Origin of the sequence: Photobacterium piscicola (assembly GCF_900166965.1) — a bacterium.
Taxonomy (GTDB): Bacteria; Pseudomonadota; Gammaproteobacteria; order Enterobacterales; family Vibrionaceae; genus Photobacterium; species Photobacterium piscicola.
Genome location: NZ_FUZI01000005.1, coordinates 157,813 through 182,022, shown reverse-complemented (window position 1 = coordinate 182,022; position 24,210 = coordinate 157,813). Strand labels below are relative to the sequence as shown.

The window sequence follows — 24,210 nt, the reverse complement described above, 5'->3', positions numbered from 1 at the left end:
GTGAGTCATGGCATTGGTTAAACAGGAAGTACAATTAGGCGCGGTATTAGCGCCTTGGCTAACAGCCAATAAGGTGCCAGCTGAATATTTACAGTTGGCATTAACCGCAATGACATTAGATAGCCGCCAAGTTACCACTGGGTGCTTATTTGTTGCGGTTAATGGTCATACCGTTGATGGCCGTCGCTTTATAGATAACGCGATTGCCGCTGGTGCGAGCGCGATTATTGCAGAAGCGGATGATGTTGCCACTGACGGTGAGATCCTATTTAACAATGGGATCATTATTATCTATTTGCACAATCTTGGTCATAAGTTATCAGCCATTGCTGGGCGCTTTTATGCTGAACCGAATAACAAGCTTAAGTTGTATGCAGTAACCGGCACTAACGGTAAAACCACCATTAGCCAATTATTAGCACAATGGGCTGACTTAGTTGGTTATCGCGCTGGTGTGATGGGTACGACAGGCAATGGTTTGTTAACGGATCTACGCCCAGCAGCCAATACTACGGGTAGTGCGATTGAAATTCAGCAGACATTAGCTGAATTGGTCGCACAAGGCGCTAATTTTGCAGCGATGGAAGTGTCGTCACATGGCTTAGTGCAAGGTCGAGTTAGTGCATTACATTTTGTGGCGAGTATCTTTACCAATCTTAGTCGAGATCATCTTGATTATCATGGTGATATGGCACATTACGCGGCGGCGAAAAAAAGTTTATTTACCGAACATGACAGTGGTGTTGCGGTTATCAATGCTGACGATGTAGTCGGTCAACAATGGCTTGCAGATTTACCTCAAGCGGTTGCAGTCGCGATGAATGCTGAAGCTGTGGCATTCCATGGTGGATCAAAGTTATGGGCAACTGCAGTCGATTTTAGCACCCAAGGTGTCACCATTAGCTTTGAGTCTAGCTGGGGTAACGGCACATTTACTGCGCCATTAGTCGGCTCATTTAATGCGACCAATTTATTATTAGCATTGGCGACATTGTTAGTTAGTGGCCATTCATTGCCTGAGTTATTAGCCGTAGCCCCGCGTTTACAAGCGGTTATTGGGCGAATGGAAGTGTTTCAATCACAGCTTGGCGATAAAGCGATGATGGTGGTTGATTATGCCCATACGCCAGACGCACTAGAAAAAGCCCTGCAAGCTTTACGGGTGCATTGTGAAGGCAAACTGTGGTGTTTATTTGGCTGTGGTGGTGATCGTGATACCGGTAAGCGCCCAATGATGGCCGCGATTGCAGAACAATATGCCGATCATATTATTCTTGTTGATGATAATCCTCGTAGTGAAGATCCACAGCAAATCATGTTGGATATGCAAGCCGGATTAACTGCTGCGGCGACGGCAACAGTGATTCATGATCGGGCTCAAGCATGTGCTTATGCAATTCAACAGGCAGCACCAAATGATATTATTTTAGTGGCTGGAAAAGGCCATGAAGATTACCAAATTTTAGCTGATCGCACGATCCACTATTCAGACCGCGAAACTGTGGCCGCATTATTTAGAGAACAGGCATGATAAAGGTTCAACTAAGTCATTTACAGTCAGTACTCAATGCTGAACTTATTGGCGCGGATGCTGAGATTGCAGCAGTATCAACAGATACTCGTACCATTGATAATAATACCCTTTTTATTGCCTTAATTGGCGAGCGTTTTGATGCTCATGATTTTTGTCAAAATGCCGTTGATAATGGGGCGAAAGCATTATTGGTCAGTAAACCGTTAGCTGTCGATATTCCACAATTGGTTGTTGCTGATACCCATCAAGCACTTGGCCAATTAGGGGCATGGCTTAAAGCTAAAATGACCGCTGAACACGGTTTAAAAACACTGGCGCTAACGGGCAGTTGTGGCAAAACCACCGTTAAAGAAATGGCGGCGGCAATTTTAGCCACTAAAGGACAAGTGCTGGCTACCGCCGGTAATTTTAATAATGATATTGGCGTGCCGTTAACATTATTACGTTTAACTGCTGCGGATAATTATGCCGTGATTGAGCTTGGTGCTAATCATTTAGGTGAAATTGCTTATACCACCGCTTTAGTTAAACCTGACGTGGCATTGATCAATAACCTTGCGGCAGCGCATCTTGAAGGGTTTGGCTCATTAGAAGGTGTTGCTAAAGCGAAAGGTGAGATTTTTGAAGGATTGACGGCACAAGGGCAGGCGGTTATTAACCTTGATTCTAATCAGTTCACAATGTGGCAACCATCATTAGCAAACCACAGTGTAAGTAACTTTTCGGCGACACAAGCCAATGCTGATTATTTTGCCGCGAATATAAATATTAACTCTCAGGGGTTGGCTTGTTTTACAATGCAAACCCCAATGGGCGCGATTGATATTAGTTTAACGTTAGCGGGTACTCACAATGTTAGCAATGCACTGGCAGCCGCCGCATTGACTATGGCATTAGGTGCGACGCTTGCTGATGTAAAGCAAGGATTAGAGCGCGTTGTTAATGTTAAAGGTCGCTTAGCTATCACCACGCTGCCGTCTGGGTTACGGTTAATTGATGATACTTATAATGCCAGTGTTGCTTCTGTGAAAGCGGCGATTGATGTGCTGCACAGTTTCAGCGGTAAGCGTTACTTTATTTTAGGTGATATGGCCGAACTTGGTGAAGAAAGCGAAAGCTTACACCGTGAAGTGGGTGAATATGCACGTGATAAACAGTTTGATGGCGTGATGACTTTTGGTCGTGCCAGTGCTGTGGTCAGTGAACTGAATAACGGTCAGCACTTTAGTGATAAAGCCGCATTGATCGACGAACTTAAACAACAATTACACCAACAAATTAGCCAATCCCATACTCCTCAAGTGACTGTGCTTGCCAAAGGCGCGCGTAGCTCTCGAATGGAAGATGTTATTATTGCATTGCAGGAAGATAAATAATGATTTACTGGTTAGCTGACCACTTTCAGTCCTCAATCCCCTTTTTCCGTCTGTTTGAATACCTGACGTTCCGCGCCATCATGAGTATTTTAACGGCGTTATTATTTTCGTTATGGTTAGGTCCACGCATGATCGCACGTTTGCAGATGCTGCAAATCGGTCAGATTGTACGTAATGATGGCCCTGAATCGCATTTTAGTAAACGCGGTACGCCAACCATGGGCGGACTGATGATTTTAGCTGCAATTACGTTAACCGTATTATTGTGGTGTGATCTTAGTAACCCTTACGTATGGGCTGTATTGGCTGTGATGTTGGGTTATGGCGCAATTGGTTTTGTTGATGATTACCGCAAAGTTGTGCGTAAAAATACCGATGGCTTAATTGCGCGTTGGAAATATTTTTGGCAATCAGCCATCGCACTTGTGGTGGCTTTTGTGCTTTATGCTTACGGTAAAGATACCGCTGCAACCCAATTAGTGGTGCCTTTCTTTAAAGATGTGATGCCACAATTGGGTCTGTCTTACATTGTTCTGACGTATTTTGTCATTGTTGGTACCAGTAACGCGGTTAACTTAACCGATGGTCTTGATGGCTTAGCTATTATGCCAACCGTGATGGTTGCGGCGGGCTTTGCCTTTATTGCATGGGCAACCGGTAACTACAACTACGCAGAATACTTACATATTCCTTATTTAAGTAATGCGGGTGAGTTAGTTATTCTTTGTACTGCTATTGTTGGTGCTGGTTTAGGTTTCTTATGGTTTAACACTTACCCAGCTCAAGTGTTTATGGGCGATGTAGGCTCATTAGCATTAGGCGGCGCATTAGGTACGATTGCGGTGTTAGTTCGCCAAGAGTTTCTATTGGTGATCATGGGCGGTGTGTTCGTGATGGAAACAGTTTCGGTTATTTTACAAGTTGGTTCGTTTAAGCTACGCGGACAACGTATTTTCCGTATGGCACCGATTCACCACCACTACGAATTAAAAGGTTGGCCAGAACCACGGGTTATTGTCCGTTTCTGGATCATTACACTGATGCTGGTATTGATTGCGTTAGCTACATTGAAGGTGCGTTAACATGAATGGCTTGGTAGGTATTAACAAGGTTGTTGTGATTGGACTTGGTATGACAGGTCTATCGGTGGTGAATCATTTAGTACGATTACCACAATTGCTGGATATTAAAGTAATTGATACCCGTGATAATCCGCCAGGCCAAGAACAATTACCTGCGGGTGTCGATGTGTGCGCGGGTCAATGGAACCTACAATGGCTACTTGATGCTGATTTAATCGTTGCCAGCCCAGGGATTGCATTAGCAACGCCAGAGTTATTGTTAGCCGCGCAATCAAATATTGAGATTGTGGGTGATATTGAGTTATTTGCGCGTGCGGTGAATAAACCCGTGGTTGCGATCACCGGCTCTAACGGTAAAAGTACCGTCACCAGTTTAGTCGGTGAAATGGCTAAAGAAGCCGGTATTAATGTCGGTGTTGGTGGCAATATTGGTTTTGCGGCTTTAGATATGTTGGCTCAAAATCACGATCTGTACGTGCTTGAGTTATCCAGTTTTCAGTTAGAAACTACGTCATCCTTGGTTGTTGATGCTGCGGTATATCTCAACTTGTCGGAAGATCATATGGATCGTTATCCAGGTGGTTTAGCTGATTATAGCAATGCCAAAATGCGTATTTTTGATCATGCTAAATTGGCGGTGTATAACCGTGACGATCTTGCTACCAAGCCTGATTTTAACGGCAATATGACCAGCTTTGGTTTTGATAATGCTGATTATGGTTTGATGGTGGTTGATGGCGCGGAATGGTTAGCGATTGCGGGTGAGCCATTAATGGCTGTCAGCGAAATTGCGTTAGTTGGCCGTCATAATGTGGCTAACTGTTTAGCAGCATTAGCATTAGCCGATGCGGTCGGTATTGATCGCGCAGCAGCTTGCCAGACTATGCGCAGTTACACTGGATTAGCTCATCGGTGTCAGTTAGCCGTAAATTGTCACGGTGTTAAATGGGTTAATGATTCAAAGGCAACTAACCTTGCTAGTACCGTTGCAGCATTAACGGGCTTGCAACTGGCAGGTAAACTGCATTTATTAATGGGTGGTGACGGTAAAGGCGCTGATTTCAGTGAACTTAAACCGATTCTGGCTGACTTAAATGTACAACTTTATTGTTTTGGTCGTGATGGGCATTTATTCAGTGATTTAGTTGAAAACGCAATAAATGTCGACACCATGAGTGAAGCAATGGATCGCGCAGCAGCTACCGTACAAGCTGGCGATATGGTTTTATTATCACCGGCATGTGCCAGTTGGGATCAATTTGCCAACTTTATGGCACGCGGTGATGCTTTCGTTGAACAAGCCATTCGGCTACAAGATTCAATTTCAGGAAAATGTAATGTTTAAAATGGCCCGTAACGGATTATCGGTAGTCTCTGGCTGGTTTTTAAAACCAGCCAAACCGATTCTGTATGATCGCCAATTGGTGTGGATAGCAATAGCCCTGATGATGACAGGGTTAGTAATGGTAACGTCAGCATCCATTCCTGTCGCCACTCGTCTTACTGGTGTGCCCTTCTTTTTCGCTCTTCGTCATGGCTTCTTTTTAGTTTGTTCGATAGTGATCGCTGCATTTGTTATGCGAATTCCATTAGCCAAATGGGAAAAGTACAGTGTGCCAATGCTATTGATTTCAATCTTTTTATTGATTGTAGTATTGGCTATCGGCCACTCGGTTAATGGTGCTGCTCGTTGGATACCATTAGGGGTGTTTAACTTGCAACCGGCGGAAGTTGCCAAACTGTCATTATTTGTGTTTCTTGCGGGCTATTTAGTTCGTCAATATAACCAAGTCCGTGGCAGTTTTATCGGTTTTGCTAAGCCATTAATCGTACTGGGTATTATGGGCTTTCTGTTGCTACAACAGCCTGACTTAGGTTCGTTCGTGGTCATGTTTGTCGGTACCATCGGGATGCTATTTATTGCGGGTGCGCGGTTATGGCAATTCTTAGTCATGCTCGCAACTGCCTTAGTTGGCATTGCGATGTTGATAGCCTTTGAACCTTACCGTATGCGACGGGTAACCTCGTTTTTAAATCCATGGCAAGATCCTTATGGTAGTGGTTATCAGTTAACCCAATCATTAATGGCATTTGGTCGTGGAGAATGGTTTGGGCAAGGGCTGGGTAACTCGATTCAAAAACTGGCTTACTTACCAGAAGCACATACTGACTTTGTATTTGCTGTTTTAGCCGAAGAATTAGGCTTAGCTGGAGTAATCGTTGTTTTAACATTATTGTTTGCATTAGTGTTTAAAGCGATTGCTATTGGACGTAAATGTCTAGAAAGCGGGCTTTTATTTGGTGGTTATTTGGCGTTTGGCTTTGGTATTTGGTTTGCGTTTCAAACCTTGGTTAACGTTGGTGCCGCTGCGGGTATCGTACCGACCAAAGGCTTAACCTTGCCCCTGATCAGTTATGGTGGTTCAAGTCTCTTTATCATGGCTGCTGCGGTGGCGATTTTGATTCGAATTGATTTTGAACAGCGGGTCGCTGCTAAATTTGCATCAGAGCAACCTGCAGAGGTTGATGATGAAGCACTCGATAATATGGAAGTAGCAGTTGAACAAGTCTCTTTAGATTCTCAAGTGCTTGCAACTGCTGATAATTCACAACTAGAACAAGATAAAAAGCATTCTAATGACAAAGAATAAACGTTTATTGGTGATGGCGGGTGGTACTGGCGGTCACGTCTTTCCTGGGCTAGCAGTTGCACGTCGATTGCAGCAACAAGGATGGGAAATTCGCTGGTTGGGTACCGCCGATCGTATGGAAGCGGATTTAGTGCCTAAACACGGTATTGATATCGATTTTATTAAAGTAAAAGGATTACGTGGTAGCGGTATTGTATCGTTATTAGGTGCGCCATTTAAAATTATTAAAGCGATTATTCAAGCGCGTAAATATATCAAAGCATGGCAACCGGATGTAGTGCTTGGTATGGGGGGGTATGTCAGTGGACCTGGTGGTGTTGCTGCATGGTCACTGGGTATTCCGGTGGTATTGCATGAGCAAAATGCCGTAGCTGGGCTAACCAATCAGTGGTTGGCTAAAATTGCCAGCAAAGTGCTGCAAGCTTTTCCCGGTGCTTTCAAAGATAAGCAAGTGGTCGGTAATCCGGTTCGTGAAGATGTAACATTATTGCCTGCACCTAAACAACGCTTTGCTGAACGCACTGGGCCAATTCGTGTATTGGTGATGGGCGGCAGTCAAGGGGCACGTATTTTAAACCAGACCATGCCAGAAGTAGCAGGGATTCTAGGGGATAACGTCACCATTTGGCATCAAGCGGGTAAAGGCAGTCAGCAATCGACACAAGAAGCTTATGTGAAGCATTGTCAAACACCCCATAAAGTGACTGAATTTATTGACGATGTTGCCGCTGCTTATGGCTGGGCTGATTTGGTTGTTTGCCGCTCTGGTGCGCTAACGGTATCAGAATTATCGGCAGCGGGTGTTGGCGCTATTTTTATTCCGTTTATGCACAAAGATCGCCAACAAGCTTTAAATGCCGAACATTTAGTCGCATGTGGTGCCGCTAAAATGATTGAACAACCGCAATTGACGGTTGATGGCTTAGCCCAACAAATTAATTTATTAAATCGTATTGCGCTTGAGCACATGGCTTGTGCGGCGCGTAATGCTGCTATCATTGACGCAGACCAACGTGTTGCCGATGTGATTAAATCACTAGCAAAGAATTAAACAGGAACAAAGTGATGAGTAAACTGGATAACCAGCAATTAGCAAAGATTCGAACTATGGTGCCTGAGATGCGCCGAGTCGAACGAATTCACTTTGTTGGTATTGGTGGTGCTGGCATGAGCGGCATCGCAGAAGTATTGGTTAACGAAGGTTACCGTATTAGTGGTTCTGATATCGCACCCAATGCGGTAACAAATCGTCTTACAGCAAAAGGCGCGGAAATCTTTTTTGGTCATGCGCCTGAAAATGTCACTGGCGCCAGTGTGGTTGTGGCATCAACAGCTATCAACAAACAAAATCCAGAATTATTAGCCGCAACAGAGTTACGTATTCCTGTTGTGCGCCGTGCTGAAATGTTGGCTGAGTTAATGCGTTACCGTCATGGTATTGCGATTGCGGGAACGCATGGTAAAACCACCACCACCGCACTGACGACACAGATTTATTCTGAAGCGGGTCTTGATCCAACGTTTGTTAACGGCGGTTTAGTTAAAAGTGCTGGTACTAATGCGCGTTTAGGTTGTAGTCGGTATTTAATCGCTGAAGCTGATGAAAGCGATGCGTCATTTTTACACTTACAACCAATGGTGTGTGTAGTCACTAACATTGAAGCTGATCATATGGATACTTATGGTGGCGACTTTGAAGTGTTAAAACAAACCTTCATTGATTTCCTCCATAACCTGCCATTTTATGGTTTAGCGGTAATGTGTATTGATGATCCAGTGGTACGTGAATTATTACCACGTGTTGGTCGTCCAATGTTGACTTATGGTTTTGCTGAAGATGCCGATGTGCGCTTAGTTAACTATACTCAAACGGGCCAACAGGGTCATTTTACGGTATTGCGTAATGATAAGCCGGCATTGAATATTACGCTTAATATTCCAGGTAAACACAACGCATTGAATGCAACGGCTGCAATTGCAGTGGCAACTGAAGAAGGTGTCAGTGATGATGCTATCATGCGCGCTTTAGTTGAATTTGAAGGCACAGGGCGTCGTTTTGATCACTTAGGTGAGTTTGAAACGGGTAATGGTAACGTGATGCTGGTGGATGATTATGGTCATCACCCAAGCGAAGTGGATGTTACTATTCAAGCTGCACGTGCAGGTTGGCCTGATAAGCGTTTAGTGATGATATTTCAGCCCCACCGCTACAGTCGTACCCGTGATTTATACGATGATTTTGCTAATGTATTAGAGCAAGTCGATGTGCTAGTGATGCTGGATGTGTATGCTGCGGGTGAAACCCCGATTGCTGGTGCTGATAGTCGTTCGTTGTGTCGTACAATCCGTTCACGCGCGAAAATTGATCCTATCTTTGTGCCACAAGCAGAGCATTTGCCTGCAGTATTAGCCAATATTATCCAAAATGATGATTTGGTTCTGACACAAGGCGCGGGTGATGTTGGCAAAATAGCCCGCCAATTGGCTGAATTACAGCTGAATATTCCAGCTATGCGTCAAGATGCTTAATTGGTATTTTTTGCTTTGATCGAGAGCATAAACACCGATCACTGGCTGTAAAAGGGTAATTCCAGTGCCAGTGATCGCTATTTTTTGCGATTTCTCGACAAATAGATAAATTTATTGTCAGGTTATGCTCGGAAAACGCCTTATGAGTGTTGGAGTGGGTCGAGTTGCTCGGTATAATCGTTTAACTTTGCTCGTTATACCTGACTGAGCGCACCATCATAAAATACCTTTATGGAATGGTTTGGCTTAAATGGTAAGGTAAATAGACACGCGATGACTGAACAAGTCGTAAATAAAGAGCATATATCATCCTCTCCTCGTGGTTTGAAGCGTTGGGGCGGATTAGCGTTTTTTCTCTTTGTCATTGGTTTTACGGTTTGGCTTGTCAGTGCTACCAAAGACTGGATGACAGATGCAAACCGATTACCCTTGTCAAATTTAGTCATTCAAGGGCAGCTACATTATCTGACTAAAGATGATGTCAGACAGTCAATTTTACATCTTCATCATCTGGGTAGTTTTATGACCCAAGATGTAAATAGTATTCAAGCATCCGTCGAGGCATTGCCTTGGGTTGCTCAAGCTGCTGTACGTAAACAATGGCCGAATACCATTAAAGTGTTTTTGGTTGAAAATCAACCTGTCGCTGAATGGAACGGAACCTATTTAGTTAATCGTGCAGGGGCTGTTTTTAAAGCACCAGCATTGCAAGTGGCAGGATTAGGGTTAACCAACCTGATTGGCCCAAAAGGCAGTAGCGAAGAAGTTTTAGCTGGATTGCGTGAAATGCGTCCGGTACTGAAAAAAGCGGGTTTTGGGATTGCGTCATTATCATTTAATGAACGTCGTGCTTGGCGCGTGGTATTAACAAACGGCATTAGACTTGAATTGGGGCATGACGCTCGAATGCAACGTATAAAACGTTTTATCGAGATTTATCCTGAGTTATTAAAGCAGGGTAAGCCGATTGATTATGTAGATTTGCGTTATGATACTGGCGCAGCTGTGGGTTGGAAAACAATGCCGGAGTATGATAAACATGCGCCGGATAAAAAATAAGAGCGTGCACTGATGACTAAGGCTGCAGATAAAAAACTCATAGTTGGTCTTGATATCGGCACTTCCAAAGTTTGCGCTTTGGTTGGGGAGGTCCTACCTGATGGCAATGTTAATGTCATTGGTGTGGGTAGCAGCCCATCACGCGGAATGGATAAAGGTGGGGTTAATGACCTCGAGTCAGTAGTAAAGTCAGTTCAGCGTGCTGTTGATCAGGCTGAACTCATGGCTGATTGCCAAATTGGTTCCGTGTGTTTATCGCTATCAGGTAAACATATTAGTTGCCAAACAGAAAAAGGCATGGTGCCTATTTCTGATAAAGAAGTGACTCAAGATGACGTCGATAATGTTATTCATACGGCGAAATCAGTAAAAATAAGCGATGAGCAACGTACGTTGCATGTAATTCCTCAGGAATTTGCGATTGATTACCAAGAGGGCATTAAAAACCCAGTTGGTTTATCAGGTGTTCGTATGGAAGCAAGTGTTCATTTGATCACTTGTCATAACGACATGGCACGCAACATCGTTAAAGCAGTAGAGCGTTGTGGTTTAACTGTTGATCATCTGATTTTCTCAGGATTAGCAGCAAGCCATGCTGTACTGACCCCAGATGAGCGTGAGCTCGGCGTATGCGTGGTCGATATCGGCGGCGGTACAATGGATCTTGCCATTTGGTCTGGTGGCGCATTACGTCATGCGGAAGTGATTCCCTATGCTGGTAATGTTGTGACTAGTGATATTGCTTATGCGTTTGGTACACCGCCGGGTGACGCTGAAGATATTAAAGTGAAATACGGTTGTGCACTGAGTGAATTGGTGAGCAAAGATGCTAAGGTTGATGTACCGAGTGTTGGTGGTCGTCCATCTAGAAGCTTGCAAAGTCAAACACTAGCAGAAGTAATAGAGCCTCGATATAGTGAATTGCTAGGGTTAGTAAATCAAAAATTACTAACCGTACAAGATCAATTGCGAGAGGCTGGTGTTAAACACCACCTAGCAGCGGGCATCGTCCTTACCGGGGGCGCTGCGCAAATGGAAGGTTTAACTGAATGTGCTGAGCGGGTTTTCCGCAATCAAGTACGTATTGGTCAGCCTCTTGATCTGAGTGGATTGACTGACTATGTTCAGGCTCCACCCTATGCTACTGCAGTAGGATTACTGCACTACGGAAAGGATAGTCAATCATTTGATGAAAATGCACAAGAACCGAAACGCTCGGTAACTGGGCTATTTTCACGAATCAGTGGTTGGTTCGAAAAGAATTTTTAAACCTGATGCGAACAGGATAACGGAGAGAACAAATGTTTGAACCGATGATGGAAATGTCTGATGAAGCTGTAATTAAGGTCATTGGCGTTGGCGGCGGCGGCGGTAATGCAGTCGATCACATGGTACGTGAGTCTATTGAAGGCGTGCAGTTCATTAGTGTTAACACTGATGCACAAGCTCTTCGTAAAACAAGCGTAAGTACTGTTATTCAAATCGGTGGTGATATCACTAAAGGTTTGGGTGCTGGTGCAAACCCACAAGTGGGCCGTGATTCAGCGCTAGAAGATCGTGAAGCAATCAAGAAAGAGCTTGAAGGCTCTGACATGATCTTCATTGCAGCGGGCATGGGTGGTGGTACCGGTACTGGTGCTGCACCAATCATTGCTGAAGTAGCGAAAGAGCTTGGTATTCTTACTGTTGCTGTTGTGACTAAACCATTTAGCTTCGAAGGTAAGAAGCGTATGGCATTTGCAGAGCAAGGTATTGATGAGCTTTCTAAGCATGTTGATTCATTAATTACTATTCCTAACGAAAAGCTACTTAAAGTACTTGGTCGTGGTATCACATTACTTGATGCCTTTGCGAAAGCAAACGACGTACTTAAGAATGCGGTTCAAGGTATTGCTGAGCTAATCACTCGCCCTGGCATGATCAACGTCGACTTTGCGGACGTACGTACCGTAATGTCGGAAATGGGTCATGCAATGATGGGTAGTGGTGTTGCTGCTGGTGATGACCGTGCTGAAGAAGCTGCTGAAATGGCAATTTCTAGCCCATTACTAGAAGATATCGATCTTGCTGGCGCACGTGGTGTTTTAGTTAACATTACTGCTGGTATGGACATGCGTCTAGACGAATTCGAAACTGTGGGTAACACAGTTAAAGCATTCGCTTCTGATAACGCAACTGTGGTTATCGGTACATCACTTGACCCAGATATGACTGATGAGCTACGTGTAACCGTAGTGGCAACAGGCATTGGTAAAGAGTGTAAGCCTGATATCACATTAGTAACGTCATCAAAACCAGCCCCTGCTGTTGCACAGGAAAAACCTGCTGCAATCGCTGAAGAGAAGCCTGTTGAAACTCAACAAGCTAAAACTCAGGGTGCGGATCATGATTACTTAGATATCCCTGCATTCTTGCGTAAGCAAGCGGACTAAAATAGCCAACATATTGATTGTGGCGGCTAATTTAGCTGAGTAAGAGTTGCATCTTTTGTTTCACCACAAAAGATGCTCTTTTGTATCCGCAGTGAATTATTTTGGATATTTTTTAGGTTATGGTATGATAAGTGTTCAATTCACCAATTCGGTGTTGAGAATAGTTTCTATTCACCTAATAAGTTTGCAAGCAAAAGTTTGTTTAACCGTTGAGATATAAAGCAGATGATCAGACAACGTACACTTAAAAGCATTGTGCAGACGACTGGTGTGGGCCTCCACTCTGGACGTAAAGTGACGCTTATCCTGCGTCCTGCAGCCGCAAATACTGGCGTGATTTATCGCCGTACTGACCTTAATCCACCTGTGGATTTCCCTGCAAATGCAGACTCAGTGCGCGATACCATGTTATGTACCGCTCTTGTGAATGAACAAGGCGTGCGCATTTCAACTGTTGAGCACTTGAATGCTGCACTAGCCGGTATGGGTATCGATAATGTGATTATCGAAGTTGATGCACCTGAAATTCCTATTATGGATGGTAGCGCAAGCCCATTTATTTACCTGCTTCAATCAGCAGGTATTGATACGCTAAATTCGCCCAAGCGTTTTTTACGTATTAAAAAGCCTGTTCGCATTGAAGATGGCGACAAGTGGGCGGAACTCGTACCTTATAACGGTTTCCGTCTCGATTTTGCTATCGACTTTAACCACCCTGCGATTGATTCAGATCAGCAGCGTCTAGTGTTAGATTTTTCAAGCCAGTCTTTTGTTAAAAAGATTAGCCGTGCACGTACTTTCGGTTTCATGCGCGATATCGAATACCTTCAGTCACAAAACTTGTGTCTTGGTGGTAGCTTTGATAACGCAATTGTACTGGATGACTACCGTATCCTGAACGATGACGGTTTGCGTTTTGACAATGAACTTGTCACTCACAAAGTATTGGATGCCATTGGTGACCTTTACATGTGTGGTCACAATATCATTGGTGAAATGCGCGCTTATAAATCAGGTCATGCGCTGAACAACCAACTACTGCGCGCAGTATTGGCTGATCAAGAAGCCTATGAGTGGTCAACCTTTGAAGATGAGCGTGAAGTGCCAGTCACTTTTGCTCAACCGGGTATGGTATTGGCGTAAATCACGCAATTACCTTGTATTAAAAAACGCCGAGCATATTTGTTCGGCGTTTTTGTATCTGTGATTTAGCTGGTTTTCTTTTTCGCCAACTTCGCTAACCGTTCAAGGCAAGCTTTGACTTTATTCGGCGCATTTTCAGCGGTGGCTAATAAATGTTGTGCAGCCACATCACTGATTGGCTTTTGAATAATATCGGGAATTTTTTCTTGCTTACGAATAGCGACTGCTGCAAGGGTTGGATTTACTTTTACTTCAATATCTTGCAATTTAGGTAATAGTTTTTCACGTAATTTGGTTATTAATTGGTAACGTTCATAATTGAGTCGCATTGACCACGCCGCAGATGCGGTTTCAATGATCAGTACCCCTTGGCGGTAATTACTGACGCGGCAATGTTCGGCACAATTGAGATGGGCTTTAACTGCGCTATCAAGTTTACTTAACGCCGCCGCCCGTTGTTGAATCGATGTTAGACCATCACTATCAAGTAGATGTGCTGCGGTTTGTGGACGATGATCTCTCATGATTTTAGTTCCTGAATATGCAACAGAATAAAAATGTCACTTTTGCGGATATGATCTTAATTTTTCAAAGATAAAAACATTTGCTGTGGCTTTTATCATAGGCGATGACACTAATATGACTTATCATATCAGGCATATAGGTTAGTATATGTTGAATGATATGTCTGCCTGGCAACAGCAAGCATTGGATTTTTTGTACTGAAGCGGCAATAAATTGTATTAGTTTAGCATTGAGCGTGATGCTTTTTGCTAGGATAGTAATGTTAGCCCTTGAAAAGCGACTATCGCGACACAATATCAATATTACACGTTTTAGGATTAACCTCTTAGTCACCGTTGTGACGATTCCTGTGGGATAGGGATGGCTTAGGTCCCCCAAGGAATGAAACCCGAATTAAGCGATTCAGCAATAGAAACGCTGATATAACAAAGAGAAAACGGCATCACCATGTTATCAAAACTACTGACTAAAGTTATCGGTAGCCGTAACGACCGCACTCTGCGTCGTATGCGCAAAATTGTTGATCAAATCAATAAGCTAGAACCTCAGTTTGAAAGCCTACAAGATCATGAGCTGCAAGCAAAAACAGCTGAATTTCGTGAGCGTTTAGATCAAGGCGAAACGCTAGATCAACTACTACCAGAAGCCTTTGCGACTGTTCGCGAAGCATCAAGCCGTGTCTATGGCATGCGTCACTTTGACGTCCAGCTACTGGGTGGCATGGTTCTAAATGACTGCAAAATTGCTGAAATGCGTACTGGTGAGGGTAAAACTCTTACTGCAACATTGCCGTCATACCTTAACGCACTTACCGGTAAAGGTGTTCACATCGTAACAGTGAACGACTACCTAGCCGCGCGTGATGCCGAAACTAACCGTGAATTATTTGAATTCCTCGGCATGACTGTTGGCGTTAACGTACCAAATATGTCACCGCAAGCGAAAAAAGAAGCTTACGCCGCCGATGTACTTTACGGTACTAACAATGAATTTGGTTTTGATTACCTACGTGACAACATGGCATTCCGCCCTGAAGATCGTGTTCAACGTGAACGCTTCTTCGCGGTTGTCGATGAAGTTGACTCCATCCTAATCGATGAAGCGCGTACACCGCTGATTATCTCAGGTCCAGCTGAAGATAGCTCAGAAATGTACATCAAAGTGAACAAGCTAATCCCGTTATTGGTACGTCAAGATAAAGAAGACAGCGCCGATTACCGTGGTGAAGGTCACTACACCGTTGATGAAAAATCAAAGCAAGCGCACTTTACCGAAACGGGTCAAGAATTCATTGAAGAATTGTTGATTACCAACGATATTATGGCAGAGAACGATACCCTATATTCTCCGGCTAATATTAGTTTACTACACCACGTTAATGCCGGTTTACGTGCACACGTGTTGTTTGAAAAAGACGTCGATTATATTGTGCAAGACGATGAAGTTGTCATTGTCGATGAGCATACTGGCCGTACTATGCCAGGTCGTCGTTGGTCTGAAGGTCTTCACCAAGCTGTTGAAGCGAAAGAAGGCGTTAAGATTCAAAACGAAAACCAAACCTTGGCATCGATTACCTTCCAGAACTATTTCCGTTTATACGAAAAATTATCTGGTATGACAGGTACAGCGGATACTGAAGCGTTTGAATTCCAGTCTATTTATAATCTAGATACAGTAGTGTTACCGACTAACCGTCCAATGGCACGTATTGATAACGGCGATTTAGTCTACATGACTGAAGCTGAAAAATTTGCCGCGATCAGTGAAGATATTACCGAGCGTGTTAAAAACGGTCAGCCATGTCTTGTCGGTACTGTGTCGATTGAAAAATCAGAGCTATTATCAAACGCACTGAAAAAAGCCGGTATCAAGCACAACGTATTGAATGCGAAATTCCACGAAAAAGAAGCAGACATCATCGCTGAAGCGGGTGCGCCAAGTGCGGTAACTATCGCAACTAACATGGCCGGTCGTGGTACCGATATCATGTTGGGTGGTTCATGGAAATCAGATGTTGAGAAGCTAACTGATCCAACGGCTGAGCAAATTGCTAAAATTCGTGCTGATTGGCAAATCAAACATGATGCCGTATTAGCATCGGGTGGTTTACACATTCTTGGTACTGAGCGTCATGAATCACGCCGTATCGATAATCAGTTACGTGGTCGTGCTGGTCGTCAGGGTGATGCAGGTTCTTCTCGTTTCTATCTTTCAATGGAAGATGGCCTAATGCGTATCTTCGCTTCTGATCGTGTTTCAGGCATGATGAAGAAGCTGGGTATGGAAGAAGGCGAAGCGATTGAGCACCCATGGGTATCAAAAGCTATCGAAAACGCGCAACGTAAAGTTGAAGGTCGTAACTTCGATATTCGTAAGCAATTACTTGAATTTGATGATGTGGCTAACGATCAGCGTCAGGTAGTGTATGAACTACGTGATGAGTTGATGAATGCGAACGATATCAGCGAAATGATTGAGCACAACCGTGAAGACGTGTTGAATGCCATCATTGATAACTACATTCCGCAGCAATCGCTAGAAGAAATGTGGGATATCGACGGTCTAGAAGCGCGTCTAAAAGAAGACTTTGATTTAGAGCTACCAATCAAACATTGGTTAGACACTGAAGATAAGCTTTATGAAGAAGCGTTGCGTGAACGTATCATCGAAAAAGCATTTGAGCTATACCGTGAAAAAGAACAAGTTGTTGGCGCTGAAGTGCTACGTAACTTTGAGAAAACGGTTATGCTGCAAAACCTCGATACGTTATGGAAAGAACACCTAGCGGCGATGGATCATCTTCGTCAAGGTATTCACCTACGTGGTTATGCACAAAAGAACCCTAAGCAAGAGTACAAGCGTGAGTCGTTTGAACTGTTTGAAGAGATGCTTGATAACTTAAAGAGTGATGTTGTTTCTATCCTAAGTAAGGTACGAGTACAGCAGCAGGAAGAAGTTGATCGCATGGAAGAAGAACGTCGTCAAATGGCAGAAATGCTAGCGCGTCGTCAACAATTCCAACATCAAAATGCTGACAATCAGATTGTTGATGAATCATCTCAAGCAGAAGACGATGGCCATCAAGGTACGTTTGAACGCGAAGAGCGTAAAGTCGGCCGTAATGAGCCTTGTCCATGTGGTTCTGGTAAGAAATACAAGCAGTGTCACGGTAAGATCGACTAAGATCGCCGTTAAGCTGTAATAAAAAAGGTCGCTTTTGAGCGACCTTTTTTTATGGCTGTAATTTTTAGTGTAAGAAACCTACCGTCATTCCCTACAGTGAGGTTACGAACGAGATAGGGAATCTACTATTCATACGCCGTAGAGTTAATATTATTTTTGGTATCTGTTAGGCTCAAGCTCATTGTGAGTAGATCCCGGATAATTTCGTACCTCAATTTCCGGGATGACGGAATAAATTATCCCCCATAAACCTCAACTATCTTCGCCAATACCGCCGCATTAGCCTCAGGGAATGGGTATTGCTCAAGATCGTCAATGGCGACCCACAATCCGGCTTGGCCTTCATTACCACATGCTTCACCTGTGAATGCTGTGATGGCGAAAAAATCAAACTGTAAGGCTTTATCAGGGTAATCATGAGCAAGGCTAATCAATGGCGTTAGCGTAGTGACTTGAATCCCTACTTCCTCGTTAAGTTCACGAATAACCGCTTGTTCAGCAGTCTCATTGGCTTCTACTTTGCCGCCTGCAAATTCCCATAATCCACCTTGATGAGCATTGGCGTGGCGACGAGTAATAAAGATGTGATCTTGGGTTGAATTTAAAATGATCCCTGCTGCGATCCAAACACGTTTTTTAGGCATAACTTCTTTTGACATAAGATCGTACCTACATAAAATCAGACAAGAAAAATATTGTTATTAAAAAGGGCGAGCTAATGTTGACATTGGCTCGCCCTTAATCAGTTATCCGTTACTTTGTCGCTGAATGAAGAGTTAGTAGGTATCTTCTGACCAACCATCGGCATCTGACATATCAGGTGCACCTGCAATAGATTTCTCTTCATCTGCCCACTCACCAAGATCGATCAATTGGCAGCGTTTACAGCAAAATGGACGGTATGGACTTTGTTCGCCCCACACTACATCCGTTTTACAGGTTGGGCATTTCACCACTGTCGGTTGAGATTGTGACATAGTTACCTCAGCAAATAGCTAGTTTAAAGTCGATATTACTTGCCACTGTCGAGCCTTCTTCATAAGGAGAAAAGCGAATAGAGAAGTGGCTGCGATGACCTGATACTACAGGATAAACACCATAGCTTGCATCGATTTCAATACGAAGTAAACACGATAGGCTTGCATCATTTTGGAAAAAACCATTATGTGCTGATTGTGGTTGGTATTGTGCTGATTGACGGACTAAGTGTAGCCATAGCTTGAGTGCTTCATCGACTTCAGCTAATTGGTCAAGCCATGCTTGAGTCGTTTGTTGACGTTCTTCTAATGGCATTTGACGCCAAAAGTGCAGCGCTGGCAGATCGAAACTACAAGTGCCACCAGGAATAGAGAAACGTTGACGAATCGAGCTTAGAAAACGATCTTCACGCAGGCTTTGGCCCAAACGTGGTGCAGCTAATAAGTTTTTCTGAGCATGACTCATGTTATCGAGTAATGATTGAATCGCGGTTGGATCAACACCGTCATAGTCTAACCATGCTTTTAATTTAGTGCTTTGCTTATCGAGCGCTTTCGCAAGATCAGTTTTAACCGGAATTTGTTCTATTAACTCTAACAGATCAAATAAGGCATTAAAGAAAATCGTATATTGCCATGGGTCGCTAAGGTCGCTGCTGTCATGTAATTGTTTGAGTAAGTGTTCTAGGCGTAGGTAAATACGCACTTTTTCATTGAGAGGGTGTTCATAGCGATGTATTTGCATAACGGAAACCAGTGGAAGCCAAAAAATAATGAATGCGCGCTAAGCGTTATTTTGCTGCTTGCGCTAGAGCAAGATAATGCAGATGTAGCTGAGCAACTTGCGTCAACAGTGCCTGATTATCACCGTTATTACAAATGATATCATCGGCAGCATCGAGCCGTTGTTGGCGCGAAGCTTGCGCTGCAAGAATATTTTTTATTTGCTCAAGCGATACATTGTCTCGCTGCTGGGTACGCATTATCTGTGTTTGTTGGTCAACGTCAACCACCAGTAATCGATCGGTTAGGGTTTGCAGGTTATTCTCGATCATTAACGGCACAATCAGCAGACAATACGGCGATGTAGCACGCTCTATATCAGCTAACATCTTTTCACGTATCAACGGGTGAAGCAGTTGATTGAGCCAGTTTTTGAGTTGTGGATCACTAAAAATAGCGGTTCTTAGTTGGCTACGATCAAGGTTGCCATCGCTTAGCAGTATGTGATTACCGAATTTTTCCGTGATGCGGGCTAAACCGACACTGCCGACTGCCACTACTTCACGGGCGATAATATCGGCATCAATTAAATCGATGCCATAGTCAGCAAACATATTAGCGACGGTTGTTTTACCACTGCCAATACCACCGGTTAAACCAATTACAATTGTCATCAATCAGAATCCTAAATAAGAGCCAACATACCAATTTAAAATTGGTTGGCCCCATAGCATAGCAATCCAGCCAGCGACAGCAAGGTATGGTCCAAAAGAGAACGGGGTTTGTTGATCTTCCTGCTTGATACGTAGCATGATAATGCCGCATATTGCGCCGACAAGAGAGGAAAGTAGCACCACAAATGGCAATAATGACCAGCCTACCCATGCGCCAATCGCCGCCAGTAGTTTAAAATCACCATAGCCCATGCCATCTTTTTTGGTCAGTAATTTAAACGCCCAAAATACCGACCACAGCGATAAATACCCCGCCATTGCGCCAATAATAGAATCAGTTAATGAAACCGGACTGATACCACTTAAGGCCAATAAAATGCCCGCCCACATCAATGGCAGCGTGATTTGATCCGGCAGTAGCATTTTGTCGATATCAATAAAGGTCAGCGCGATCAGAGCAAAGCTTGCGCCTAAAACAGCAACTGCCCACCAAGTTGGCGGCAACATAAGCGCGACGGTTAGGCTAATAATCGCGGTCAGAAGTTCAATTGCGGGATAGCGCTTACTGATCGGCGCATGGCACTCGCGGCATTTGCCTTTTAATACTAACCAGCTAATAAGCGGAATATTTTCTAGCGCACTGATAGCATGATTGCAGTGGGGGCACCGAGAACGGGGAACGCTGAGATTAAATGGCGTTGGATCATTTTGAAGCGGTACATCAAGTTCAGGAAAGCAATCATGGCATTCTTGACGCCACTGACGTTCCATCATGATCGGTAGTCGATAAATAACCACATTTAAAAAACTACCAATCAACAACCCCAAAATCGTGGCAAACAGTGGATACAGCCACGGGTAATAACTCAGTACAGCCATGCAATACTCTCTTAAAAAATACATTTGATAACGTTAATGTCACGGCTATTGATTGGAGTGTAATTACCCTATAACGCTCATTAGCGTAAAGATAGGCATGTACATCGCGACTAATAAACCACCGATAATGATACCAAGAATAATGATAATAAACGGTTCCATAATTTGGCCCAGATTATCAACAGTATTATCAACATCATCTTCGTATAACTGTGCCATTTTATTGAGCATATCATCAAGTGCCCCCGATTCTTCACCAATCATCACCATTTGCAGCATTAATTCTGGAAAAACATCGGCTTGACGCAGGGCTAAGTATAATGGCATACCGGCGGCGGTACTGTTATAGACTTCATCAATCGCTTGTTCGATATAAAGATTATTACTGGTTTTTCCCGCTGATTGAATGCCAGTTAATAGTGGAATACCAGCATTAAAGGTGGTGGCGAGAGTACGAGCAAAACGAGAAATGGTCGCTTTAAGTAATACTCCCCCAACAATCGGCAGCTTTAGGCTCAGTTTATCGACACGATAATGAAAACCATAATAATGGCGATAGCAATAGCGGTAGATAACGATGGTAAGCACAATGCCACCGCCAAGATAATAACCATAATCAATTAAAAAATCAGACGCTTTCATTACTTGGCGCGTAAACCACGGCAGTTCTGCGCCAAAGCCACTAAAAATAGCCGCAAATTGAGGAATAACAAACACCAGCATTAATACTGTTACTAAGATAGCGGTGATAGAGACCATCGAAGGGTAGATCATCGCTTTGATGATCTTTTTTCGCATAGCTTCGGCTTTTTCACGATACACCGCAATGCGACCAAATACTTGTCCAAGGTGGCCGGTTTGCTCACCCGTATCAACCAAGTCACAATAAAATTTATCAAACAAAGGTGAGCTAGAGCGCATTGCTTTGGCTAATGATGATCCGGCCTCAACTTGATTGGTTACCTGAATTAGGGTGGCGCGCATTTCTGCTTTGTGGTGACTGTTAGCCATTAAGGTTAATGCTTGTACTACAGGAACGCCTGATTCAACCATAGTCGATAATTGACGCGTCACCATGGTGACATCTTCGGGTTTCATTTGGTTGCGAAGTCGATTTAAGGTGCTGGGAGAGGTGCGTTTGATCTTTTTAATATTGATCATTTGCTCGGTGAGCTGATGACGGACTTCTTGTTCTTGAAATCCCATTGTGACCCCTGAGACTTTACGTCCGGCTTGATTGATGCCCCGCCATTGGTAGTAACGAATTTTAGTGGCAGCAACCATAAGAGATCCTTTTTAAAAATACAGTGATGGAAAGTAAAGTCGAGTGATGTTATTAGAGTTGTAGTACCCGTTGTAATTCGACAAGGCTAGTAATGCCTTCAACTAATTTATCTACTCCTGATTCGCGTAGTCGTTGCATGCCTTGGCTGGCAGCAATATCTTCTAATTGTAAGCTGGTGGCGTTTTGCATTAATGCTTCAGCAATTTCACGGCTAAATTGCATCACTTCATAAATACCCACTCGGCCAACATAGCCTTTGTTGCAATCATCACAGCCTTCTTTATGGGCTTGATAAACACTAGTGTTAAGTGGCAGTTTTAAGCGTTCACAAGTTAAGTCATCAAGCAGATGCGGTTGCTTACAGTGACTGCATAATCGACGTGCTAACCGCTGCGCAATAATTAAACTCAGTGATGAGGCAAGGTTAAAATCTTCCACCCCCATGTTGGTTAAACGGGTAATGGTTTCCGCAGCTGAGTTGGTGTGCAGGGTTGATAACACCAAGTGCCCAGTTTGCGCCGCTTTAACCGCAATTTCGGCAGTTTCAAGGTCACGAATTTCACCGACCATTACTACATCTGGGTCTTGACGTAGAAACGATCGCAATGCTTCAGCAAATCCAAGTCCAGCCTGATTATTGATTTGAACTTGGTTGATACCTTGGAGGTTGATCTCAACCGGATCTTCGGCGGTAGAAATATTGCGCTCGTCAGTGTTTAAAATACTTAAACCGGTATAGAGCGATACGGTTTTGCCACTACCTGTAGGGCCAGTCATTAAAATCATCCCTTGCGGGCGTTGCAGCGCGGTTAAATAAGCCTGCTTTTGAGCATCGCTATATCCTAAAATATCAATGTTTAAGCTGGCACTGGAACTGTCTAAAATTCGCAGTACCACTTTCTCGCCCCACAAGGTTGGTAGGGTCGACACCCGCAGATCAATTGCCAGTGACTCTGATAATTTAAGTTTAATGCGGCCATCTTGTGGTTGACGGCGTTCGGCAATATTGAGCTTCGACATTACCTTCAAACGGGTTGATAACCGCCGCGACAAACTGGCAGGCGGTGTTAAATGCTGATGTAAAATGCCATCACAACGAAATCGAATTCGATAGCTGGTTTCATAGGGTTCAAAGTGAATGTCGGATGCTTTACGGCGCAGGGCATCCATTAAGACTTGGTTGATATAACGAGTAACCGGAGCGCTGTCTTGGCTTAAATCGGTGGCTTCATCAAGTTCAAGATCGTTGATATCAATTAAGTTACCTAAATCTTCATCACTGATTTGACGGCTGTTACCAACATCACCGATATCACTGCCATAAACCCGTCGAATCGCCGATTCAAGTTGTTTATTGTCTAATAACAGTGCTTCAACGTTCTTACCAATAGCGAAGCGAAATTCATCTTGCGCCTCGACATTGGTAGGATCGCTAAGGCCGACGAAAAGGGTGCTATTGTCTTGCGCAAGCGGCAGCACGCGATGGCGTAATACCAGTTCACGTTGGTAGACACTTTGACAGCAACCTTGAAAGTCATAGTGGTGGACATCCACTCGATCTAGATTGAACAGGTGTGATAATGAACGTGCCAGTTCATCATCCGCCATGATGCCTAAGCGAGTAATGGCGGTCGGGACATTGATCCCTTCCGCCGTCACCGACTCGACTATTTGCTGCTCCTGCTCGCGGCTGATTAACTCAGCTTGGAACAGGATCGAGGCGAGGTTGGTTTGCATGGTTATGGTTTTGGTTTTGTTGTGTCTTCTTTACAGCCATCAACTGGTGGCATGCCCTTATCTGCGAGACAGTTCCAACCCTCATCAGCATCACGATTAAATGTTAGTTTTTTAGTATCTAAAGACCCTGATTTAAACTCAAACGTAAGACCTAAACCATTATCTGCAACATCTATTTCCCCTAGTGGATTAGCGTCTGCTGCAATATTTAATGTAGTAACACCACCACTAATCTCTCCTTCTTCTTGAATCACTAATTCTGCTGGAGTGATAAGGGCTTTCATTGTGGCCATAGCTGAAGCCATTTCACTTTTAGCCACATAATCTTTATAAGCTGGAACTGCAATTGCTGATAACACACCAATGATCGCCACTACGATCATCAATTCAATAAGAGTAAAGCCTTGTTGCTTTTTCATAT

The 24,210-nt window shown here is 43.8% G+C and carries 21 protein-coding genes; 12 read left to right on the top strand and 9 right to left on the bottom strand.

Annotation, left to right across the window (positions count from 1 at the left end; translation table 11 throughout):
- The first annotated feature begins 7 nt into the window (after nucleotides 1–7).
- From murE to lpxC, 11 genes are all read left to right on the top strand, one after another.
- Entirely contained in the window at nucleotides 8–1,531 is a 1,524-nt protein-coding gene (murE, locus tag CZ809_RS14640) for a UDP-N-acetylmuramoyl-L-alanyl-D-glutamate--2,6-diaminopimelate ligase (protein ID WP_080158318.1), read from the top strand.
- A complete protein-coding gene (murF, locus tag CZ809_RS14635) occupies nucleotides 1,528–2,910 on the top strand; it encodes a UDP-N-acetylmuramoyl-tripeptide--D-alanyl-D-alanine ligase (RefSeq protein ID WP_080158317.1) in 1,383 nt (460 codons plus the stop codon). The genes murE and murF overlap by 4 nt, the downstream gene beginning before the upstream one ends.
- Entirely contained in the window at nucleotides 2,910–3,992 is a 1,083-nt protein-coding gene (gene mraY, locus CZ809_RS14630; protein WP_080158316.1) for a phospho-N-acetylmuramoyl-pentapeptide-transferase, read from the top strand. The genes murF and mraY overlap by 1 nt, the downstream gene beginning before the upstream one ends.
- A gap of 1 nt (nucleotide 3,993) precedes the next feature.
- Nucleotides 3,994–5,337, top strand: coding sequence for a UDP-N-acetylmuramoyl-L-alanine--D-glutamate ligase (gene murD, locus CZ809_RS14625; protein WP_080158315.1), 1,344 nt, complete (start codon nucleotides 3,994–3,996; stop codon nucleotides 5,335–5,337).
- A complete protein-coding gene (gene ftsW / locus CZ809_RS14620) occupies nucleotides 5,330–6,643 on the top strand; it encodes a cell division protein FtsW (RefSeq protein WP_080158314.1) in 1,314 nt (437 codons plus the stop codon). The genes murD and ftsW overlap by 8 nt, the downstream gene beginning before the upstream one ends.
- Nucleotides 6,630–7,694 (top strand): undecaprenyldiphospho-muramoylpentapeptide beta-N-acetylglucosaminyltransferase, encoded by a 1,065-nt coding sequence (gene murG / locus CZ809_RS14615; RefSeq protein WP_080158313.1) that lies wholly within the window; start codon nucleotides 6,630–6,632, stop codon nucleotides 7,692–7,694. Before ftsW ends, murG begins: the two co-directional genes overlap by 14 nt.
- A gap of 14 nt (nucleotides 7,695–7,708) precedes the next feature.
- A complete protein-coding gene (gene murC, locus CZ809_RS14610) occupies nucleotides 7,709–9,172 on the top strand; it encodes a UDP-N-acetylmuramate--L-alanine ligase (protein ID WP_080158312.1) in 1,464 nt (487 codons plus the stop codon).
- A 273-nt stretch (nucleotides 9,173–9,445) separates the two neighbouring features.
- Complete coding sequence (locus CZ809_RS14605) at nucleotides 9,446–10,231, top strand: cell division protein FtsQ/DivIB (RefSeq protein ID WP_080158311.1); 786 nt, start codon at nucleotides 9,446–9,448, stop codon at nucleotides 10,229–10,231.
- Nucleotides 10,232–10,243: 12 nt separating this feature from the next.
- Entirely contained in the window at nucleotides 10,244–11,500 is a 1,257-nt protein-coding gene (ftsA, locus tag CZ809_RS14600; RefSeq protein WP_080158310.1) for a cell division protein FtsA, read from the top strand.
- Between the two features lie 32 nt (nucleotides 11,501–11,532).
- Nucleotides 11,533–12,663 (top strand): cell division protein FtsZ, encoded by a 1,131-nt coding sequence (gene ftsZ, locus CZ809_RS14595; protein ID WP_080158309.1) that lies wholly within the window; start codon nucleotides 11,533–11,535, stop codon nucleotides 12,661–12,663.
- 225 nt (nucleotides 12,664–12,888) lie between these two features.
- Nucleotides 12,889–13,806: a UDP-3-O-acyl-N-acetylglucosamine deacetylase gene (gene lpxC, locus CZ809_RS14590; RefSeq protein WP_045028092.1), complete on the top strand. Its 918-nt coding sequence runs from the start codon at nucleotides 12,889–12,891 to the stop codon at nucleotides 13,804–13,806.
- 65 nt (nucleotides 13,807–13,871) lie between these two features.
- Here the strand turns inward: lpxC and CZ809_RS14585 are convergent, their stop codons facing one another.
- Complete coding sequence (locus CZ809_RS14585) at nucleotides 13,872–14,330, bottom strand: DUF721 domain-containing protein (protein WP_080158308.1); 459 nt, start codon at nucleotides 14,328–14,330, stop codon at nucleotides 13,872–13,874.
- 448 nt (nucleotides 14,331–14,778) lie between these two features.
- Between CZ809_RS14585 and secA the strand changes: the two genes are divergently transcribed.
- Complete coding sequence (gene secA / locus CZ809_RS14580) at nucleotides 14,779–17,514, top strand: preprotein translocase subunit SecA (RefSeq protein ID WP_080158307.1); 2,736 nt, start codon at nucleotides 14,779–14,781, stop codon at nucleotides 17,512–17,514.
- A gap of 236 nt (nucleotides 17,515–17,750) precedes the next feature.
- On the opposite strand, the gene mutT is transcribed toward secA, so the two are convergent.
- The 8 genes from mutT to CZ809_RS14540 all read right to left on the bottom strand — a co-directional run bounded on the left by mutT (nucleotide 17,751) and on the right by CZ809_RS14540 (nucleotide 24,208).
- Nucleotides 17,751–18,158 carry an 8-oxo-dGTP diphosphatase MutT gene (gene mutT / locus CZ809_RS14575; RefSeq protein WP_080158398.1) on the bottom strand — a complete coding sequence of 136 codons (408 nt, stop codon included), beginning with the start codon at nucleotides 18,156–18,158 and terminating at the stop codon, nucleotides 17,751–17,753.
- Nucleotides 18,159–18,290: 132 nt separating this feature from the next.
- Entirely contained in the window at nucleotides 18,291–18,491 is a 201-nt protein-coding gene (yacG, locus tag CZ809_RS14570; RefSeq protein WP_080158306.1) for a DNA gyrase inhibitor YacG, read from the bottom strand.
- Nucleotides 18,492–18,498: 7 nt separating this feature from the next.
- Entirely contained in the window at nucleotides 18,499–19,236 is a 738-nt protein-coding gene (gene zapD / locus CZ809_RS14565) for a cell division protein ZapD (RefSeq protein WP_080158305.1), read from the bottom strand.
- 46 nt (nucleotides 19,237–19,282) lie between these two features.
- Nucleotides 19,283–19,888 carry a dephospho-CoA kinase gene (gene coaE, locus CZ809_RS14560; protein WP_080158304.1) on the bottom strand — a complete coding sequence of 202 codons (606 nt, stop codon included), beginning with the start codon at nucleotides 19,886–19,888 and terminating at the stop codon, nucleotides 19,283–19,285.
- A gap of 3 nt (nucleotides 19,889–19,891) precedes the next feature.
- Nucleotides 19,892–20,767: a prepilin peptidase gene (locus tag CZ809_RS14555; protein ID WP_080158303.1), complete on the bottom strand. Its 876-nt coding sequence runs from the start codon at nucleotides 20,765–20,767 to the stop codon at nucleotides 19,892–19,894.
- Between the two features lie 63 nt (nucleotides 20,768–20,830).
- The gene (locus CZ809_RS14550) at nucleotides 20,831–22,051 is read right to left on the bottom strand and encodes a type II secretion system F family protein (protein ID WP_080158302.1); all 1,221 of its coding nucleotides are present in this window, start codon (nucleotides 22,049–22,051) and stop codon (nucleotides 20,831–20,833) included.
- 52 nt (nucleotides 22,052–22,103) lie between these two features.
- Nucleotides 22,104–23,789 carry a type IV-A pilus assembly ATPase PilB gene (gene pilB / locus CZ809_RS14545; RefSeq protein ID WP_080158301.1) on the bottom strand — a complete coding sequence of 562 codons (1,686 nt, stop codon included), beginning with the start codon at nucleotides 23,787–23,789 and terminating at the stop codon, nucleotides 22,104–22,106.
- A 2-nt stretch (nucleotides 23,790–23,791) separates the two neighbouring features.
- Nucleotides 23,792–24,208, bottom strand: a complete 417-nt coding sequence (locus CZ809_RS14540; protein WP_080158300.1) for a pilin — start codon at nucleotides 24,206–24,208, stop codon at nucleotides 23,792–23,794.
- Nucleotides 24,209–24,210 lie beyond the last annotated feature (2 nt).

Excerpts from the sequence above, each read along its gene's own strand:
- murE (WP_080158318.1), top strand. The coding sequence starts at position 8 with ATGGCATTGGTTAAACAGGAAGTACAATTAGGCGCGGTATTAGCGCCT.
- murF (WP_080158317.1), top strand. The coding sequence starts at position 1,528 with ATGATAAAGGTTCAACTAAGTCATTTACAGTCAGTACTCAATGCTGAA.
- mraY (WP_080158316.1), top strand. The coding sequence starts at position 2,910 with ATGATTTACTGGTTAGCTGACCACTTTCAGTCCTCAATCCCCTTTTTC.
- murD (WP_080158315.1), top strand. The coding sequence starts at position 3,994 with ATGAATGGCTTGGTAGGTATTAACAAGGTTGTTGTGATTGGACTTGGT.
- ftsW (WP_080158314.1), top strand. The coding sequence starts at position 5,330 with ATGTTTAAAATGGCCCGTAACGGATTATCGGTAGTCTCTGGCTGGTTT.
- murG (WP_080158313.1), top strand. The coding sequence starts at position 6,630 with ATGACAAAGAATAAACGTTTATTGGTGATGGCGGGTGGTACTGGCGGT.
- murC (WP_080158312.1), top strand. The coding sequence starts at position 7,709 with ATGAGTAAACTGGATAACCAGCAATTAGCAAAGATTCGAACTATGGTG.
- CZ809_RS14605 (WP_080158311.1), top strand. The coding sequence starts at position 9,446 with ATGACTGAACAAGTCGTAAATAAAGAGCATATATCATCCTCTCCTCGT.
- ftsA (WP_080158310.1), top strand. The coding sequence starts at position 10,244 with ATGACTAAGGCTGCAGATAAAAAACTCATAGTTGGTCTTGATATCGGC.
- ftsZ (WP_080158309.1), top strand. The coding sequence starts at position 11,533 with ATGTTTGAACCGATGATGGAAATGTCTGATGAAGCTGTAATTAAGGTC.
- lpxC (WP_045028092.1), top strand. The coding sequence starts at position 12,889 with ATGATCAGACAACGTACACTTAAAAGCATTGTGCAGACGACTGGTGTG.
- CZ809_RS14585 (WP_080158308.1), bottom strand. The coding sequence starts at position 14,330 with ATGAGAGATCATCGTCCACAAACCGCAGCACATCTACTTGATAGTGAT.
- secA (WP_080158307.1), top strand. The coding sequence starts at position 14,779 with ATGTTATCAAAACTACTGACTAAAGTTATCGGTAGCCGTAACGACCGC.
- mutT (WP_080158398.1), bottom strand. The coding sequence starts at position 18,158 with ATGCCTAAAAAACGTGTTTGGATCGCAGCAGGGATCATTTTAAATTCA.
- yacG (WP_080158306.1), bottom strand. The coding sequence starts at position 18,491 with ATGTCACAATCTCAACCGACAGTGGTGAAATGCCCAACCTGTAAAACG.
- zapD (WP_080158305.1), bottom strand. The coding sequence starts at position 19,236 with ATGCAAATACATCGCTATGAACACCCTCTCAATGAAAAAGTGCGTATT.
- coaE (WP_080158304.1), bottom strand. The coding sequence starts at position 19,888 with ATGACAATTGTAATTGGTTTAACCGGTGGTATTGGCAGTGGTAAAACA.
- CZ809_RS14555 (WP_080158303.1), bottom strand. The coding sequence starts at position 20,767 with ATGGCTGTACTGAGTTATTACCCGTGGCTGTATCCACTGTTTGCCACG.
- CZ809_RS14550 (WP_080158302.1), bottom strand. The coding sequence starts at position 22,051 with ATGGTTGCTGCCACTAAAATTCGTTACTACCAATGGCGGGGCATCAAT.
- pilB (WP_080158301.1), bottom strand. The coding sequence starts at position 23,789 with ATGCAAACCAACCTCGCCTCGATCCTGTTCCAAGCTGAGTTAATCAGC.
- CZ809_RS14540 (WP_080158300.1), bottom strand. The coding sequence starts at position 24,208 with ATGAAAAAGCAACAAGGCTTTACTCTTATTGAATTGATGATCGTAGTG.